The sequence below is a fragment of the Streptomyces sp. NPDC001204 genome, assembly GCF_053598035.1.
Window position 1 is genome coordinate 1 of sequence record NZ_JBSFJL010000072.1, and the last position, 5,157, is coordinate 5,157.

The 5,157-nt window shown below is 73.6% G+C and carries 1 protein-coding gene; it reads left to right on the forward strand.

The annotated features are described in order from the left end of the window. A partial coding sequence (locus ACWC91_RS41185; protein WP_450726372.1) for an SDR family NAD(P)-dependent oxidoreductase occupies positions 1-5,157 on the forward strand: 5,157 nt, incomplete at both ends.

The window sequence follows — 5,157 nt, forward strand, 5'->3', positions numbered from 1 at the left end:
ACCGAAGGCGCCGTCGCACTGCTCACCGAGCAGACCGCGTGGCCCGAGACCGGCCGCCCGCGCCGTGCCGCCGTCTCCTCCTTCGGCATCAGCGGTACCAACGCCCACGTCATCCTGGAGCAGCCCGACAAGGTGATCCAGGGGACCGTGGTCGGTGGCTCGGCAGCGCCGAAGTCGGACGTGGTGGAGCCCGTGGTGGTGCCGTGGGTGCTGTCCGGCAAGACGCCGGAGGCGCTGCGCAGCCAGGCGGCGAAGCTGCTCGCCTCGGTGGAGGCACACCTCGACCGTCCGCTCCTGGACGTCGGTTCCTCCCTCGTCACCGCCCGGTCGCTGTTCGAGCACCGCGCGGTCGTCCTCGCCACCGACGTGGACGCCGCGGCCCGCGCCTTGGCGGCCCTCGCGGTGGGCGAGCCCGACCCCGCGGCCGTGTCCGGCCCGGCCCGCACCGGTCGCTCGGCGGCGCTGTTCTCGGGTCAGGGGGCGCAGCGGCTCGGGATGGGTCGTGAGTTGTATGGCCGGTTCCCGGTGTTCGCGGAGGTTCTGGATGCCGTACTGGCTGTCCTGGATGGTGAGTTGGGTGGTTCGCTGCGGGAGGTGATGTGGGGTGAGGACGCCGGTCTGCTGAATGAGACCGGGTGGACCCAGCCCGCGCTGCTCGCTGTCGAAGTCGCCCTCTATCGCCTCGTCGAGTCCTTCGGAGTCACGCCGGACTTCGTGGCCGGTCACTCGATCGGTGAGATCGCTGCCGCGCACGTCGCCGGGGTGTTCTCGCTGGAGGACGCCGCCCGCTTGGTGGCGGCTCGTGGTCGCCTGATGCAGGCGCTGCCGGCCGGTGGCGCGATGGTCGCCGTCCAGGCCACCGAGGACGAGATCGCCCCGTACCTCAGCGAGGAAGTGTCGGTCGCCGCCGTCAACGGACCCACCTCGGTGGTCGTCTCGGGTGCCGAAGGTGCCGTACTGGAGGTCGCGGCGCGGTTCGAGGCGGAGGGTCGCAAGGCGACGATGCTGCGGGTGTCGCACGCCTTCCACTCGCCGTTGATGGATCCGATGCTGGACGAGTTCCGGGCGGTCGCCGAGACGCTGTCGTACGCCGCCCCGGTGATCCCGGTGGTGTCGAACCTGACGGGTTCCCTGGCCACGGCCGAGGAGCTGTGCTCGCCCGAGTACTGGGTGCGCCACGTCCGCGAGGCGGTGCGATTCGCGGACGGGGTGGCCACGCTCGAGGAGCAAGGGGTGACCACGTTCCTGGAGCTGGGTCCGGACGGAGTGCTCTCCGCCATGGCCCAGGAGTCGCTGACCGGCGACGACAACGTCACCATCCCGGTCCTGCGCAGGGACCGTGACGAGGAGACCACCGCGGTCGCCGCGCTCGCCCGCCTGCACACCGGCGGGCTCCGGATCGACTGGTCCGCCTTGTTCGCCGGTACCGGCGCGGGCCGCGCGGAACTGCCGACGTACGCCTTCCAGCACCAGTGGTTCTGGCCCGCGGCCCCGCTCGGCGGCGGCGATGTCCGCGCCGCCGGTCTCGGCTCCGCCGAACACCCGCTGCTCGGCGCCGCCGTCGAACTCGCCGCGGGCGAGGGCGTGCTGTTCACCGGACGTCTGGCACTGCACTCGCACCCCTGGCTGGCCGACCACGCCGTCGACGGCACCGTCCTGCTGCCGGGCACGGCCCTCCTGGAGATGGCCGTCCGCGCCGGCGACGAGGTCGGCAGCGACCGGGTCGAGGAACTGACCATCACCGCACCGCTGGTCCTGCCCGAGCGGGGCGCCGTCCAGGTCCAGGTCGCCGTCGAGGCACCCGACGCCGTCGGCCGCCGCGTCGTGGGCGTGTACGCACGTCCCGAGGGCACCGGCGACACCGCCTGGTCGCAGCACGCCGCCGGTGTGCTGGCCCCCGCCGGCAGCGGTCCGGCCCCCGCCGCCCTCGACACCACCGTGTGGCCGCCCGAGGGCGCCGAGGCCGTCGACGCCGACGGGTGCTACGAGGAGTTCGCCGAGGCAGGATTCGCGTACGGACCCCTCTTCCAGGGTCTGCGCGCGGCCTGGCGCCGCGGCGACGAGTGGTTCGCCGAGGTGGCTCTGCCGGAGGGCACCGAGAACACGGTCGCCGGCTTCGGTCTGCACCCGGCCCTGTTCGACTCCGCGCTGCACGCCCTGCTGCTGACCCCGGCCGCCGACGGCGGCACCGCCGGACTGCCCTTCTCCTGGACGGACGTCTCGCTGCACGCCTCCGGCGCCACCGTGCTCCGCGTCCGGCTGACGCCGACCGGTGACCGGACGCTGTCCGTCAGCGCCGTGGACCCGTCCGGCACGCCGGTCGTCTCGGTGGGCTCCCTGGTCACCCGGAGCGTCACCGGACTCGACACCACGGGCACCGACGCGCTGCTGCGTGAGGCGCTCTTCGGCATCGAGTGGACCCCCGCCCAGGGATCCGAGGCGGCCCCCGCGACCGTCGCGCTCCTGGGCACGGACGGCGACCCGCTCGGGCTCGCCGCCGCGCTCACCGGCGCCGGCACGACCGTGCGGACATATCCGGACGTCGCCGCCCTGGTGGCCGCGACGGTCGCCGCGGACCGTCCCGCGCCGGACGTGGTCGTCCTCGGTGTCGCCTCGCACGCCGACGAGCCGGCCTCCGACGCGGCACACCGGCTCACCGCCGACGCGCTGGACGTCGTCCAGAGCCGGCTGTCCGACGACCGGCTCGCCGGCGCCCGCCTCGTCCTCGTGACGCGTGGCGTGGTCGACACCCGGGACGTCGGTGCCGCGGCCGTCCACGGTCTGGTCCGTTCGGCCCACACCGAGAACCCCGGCGCCCTCGGCCTCGTCGACCTGGACGGGACCCCCGAGTCCGCCGCCGCACTCGCCCCGGCGCTCGGCTCCGCCGAACCGCAGCTCGTGCTGCGCGACGGCCGGCCGCACGCCGCCCGTCTCACCCGGCCGGCCCGTCCCGCCGCCCTCGCCGCGCCCACCGCGTGGCAGGCCGACGGCACGGTCCTGATCACTGGCGGCACCGGCGGCCTCGGCGCCCAGTTCGCCCGGCACCTCGTCGACGCCTACGGGGTCCGCAACCTGCTGCTGGTCAGCAGGCGTGGCGGTGACGCCCCCGGCACCACGGAACTCGTCGCCGAACTCATCGCGCACGGCGCCGATGTGACGGTCCAGGCCTGCGACGTCGCCGACCCGGACGCCGTGAACGCCCTGGTCGCCGGGATCCCGGCGGAGCACCCGCTCACCGCGGTCGTGCACACGGCGGGCGTCCTCGACGACGGTGTGATCGGCTCCCTCACCGGGGAGCGGCTCGCCCGGGTGCTGCGCCCCAAGGCGGACGCGGCCTGGAACCTGCACGAGGCCACCCGCGGTCTGGACCTGGACGCGTTCGTCGTGTTCTCGTCCGTGGCGGGCGTCCTCGGCGGGGCGGGACAGGCCAACTACGCGGCCGGCAACGCCTTCCTGGACGCGCTCATGGAGCACCGCCGGGCAGCCGGTCTGCCGGGTCTGTCGCTGGCCTGGGGCCCCTGGAACCAGGCGGGCGGCATGACGGAAACCCTCTCGGACACCGAGGCCGAACGGCTGGCGCGGGCCGGGATGCCGCCCCTCGCCGCCGAGCAGGGCTTCGCCCTCTTCGACGCGGCGCTCGCGGCCGACGCCGAGGACACCACCGGCACCGCCCTGGTCGTCCCGGTCCGGCTCGACCTGGCGGCGCTCGCCGCGCAGGGCGAGGTGCCCGCGGTACTCCGCGGTCTCGTCCGGACCCGCACCCGGCGCACGGTCGCGGGCGGAAGCGTCACCGCCGACGGGCTCGTGGCACGCCTGACCGCGCTCACGGCCGAGGAACGCCGGGAGGCCCTCCTCGACCTGGTCCGCACCCAGGCGGCCCTGGTCCTCGGACACGCCGACGCAGCGTCGGTCGACGCGGCGGCCCAGTTCCGGGAGGTCGGCTTCGACTCGCTCACCGCGGTCGAGCTCCGTAACCGGCTGAGCGCGGCCACCGGACTGCGCCTGACCGCGACACTGGTCTTCGACTACCCGAACGCGGCAACGCTCGCGAACCATCTGCACGACGAACTCTTCGGTCCCGAGACCGAGTCGGCGCTCCCGGTGAAGCTGATGCCGTCCACGACCGACGACCCGATCGTCATCGTGGGCATGGCCTGCCGCTACCCGGGCGGGGTCGCCTCGCCCGAGGACCTGTGGCGACTGGTTCTCGAAGGCACGGACGCCATCACCGAGTTCCCGGCCAACCGCGGCTGGGACATCGAGTCGGTCTACGACCCGGACCCCGAGCACCTCGGCACGTCCTACACCCGCTCCGGCGGATTCCTGGAGAACGCCGGTGAATTCGACGCCGACTTCTTCGGGATGAGCCCGCGTGAGGCGCTGGCGACGGACTCGCAGCAGCGCTTGCTGCTGGAGGCGTCGTGGGAGGCGATCGAGCGGGCCGGCATCGACCCGGTCGGCCTGCGGGGCAGCGCGACCGGTGTGTTCGCCGGTGTGATGTACAGCGACTACGGCTCCATCCTCGGTGGCAAGGAGTTCGAGGGCCTCCAGGGCCAGGGCAGTGCGGGCAGCGTGGCCTCCGGCCGTGTCTCGTACACCTTGGGCTTCGAGGGTCCGGCGGTCACGGTCGACACCGCCTGTTCGTCGTCGCTGGTGGCGATGCACCTCGCGGCCCAGGCGCTGCGGGCAGGCGAGTGCTCGCTCGCCCTGGCCGGCGGCGTGACGGTCATCTCCACCCCGGGCACCTTCATCGAGTTCTCCCGCCAGCGGGGTCTGTCGCCCGACGGCCGGTGCAAGGCGTTCTCGGACTCGGCGGACGGTGTCGGCTGGTCCGAGGGTGTGGGCATGCTGGTCCTTGAGCGGCAGTCCGATGCGATCCGCAACGGGCACACGATCCTCGCGGTCGTCCGTGGTTCGGCCGTGAACCAGGACGGTGCTTCCAACGGTCTGACGGCTCCGAACGGTCCCTCGCAGCAGCGGGTGATCCGTCAGGCGCTGGCGAGTGGTGGGCTGTCGGCGGGTGACGTCGATGTCGTCGAGGCGCACGGTACGGGTACGACGCTGGGTGACCCGATCGAGGCGCAGGCGTTGCTGGCGACCTACGGCCGTGACCGTGATGCGGAGCAGCCGCTGCTGCTGGGTTCGGTGAAGTCGAAC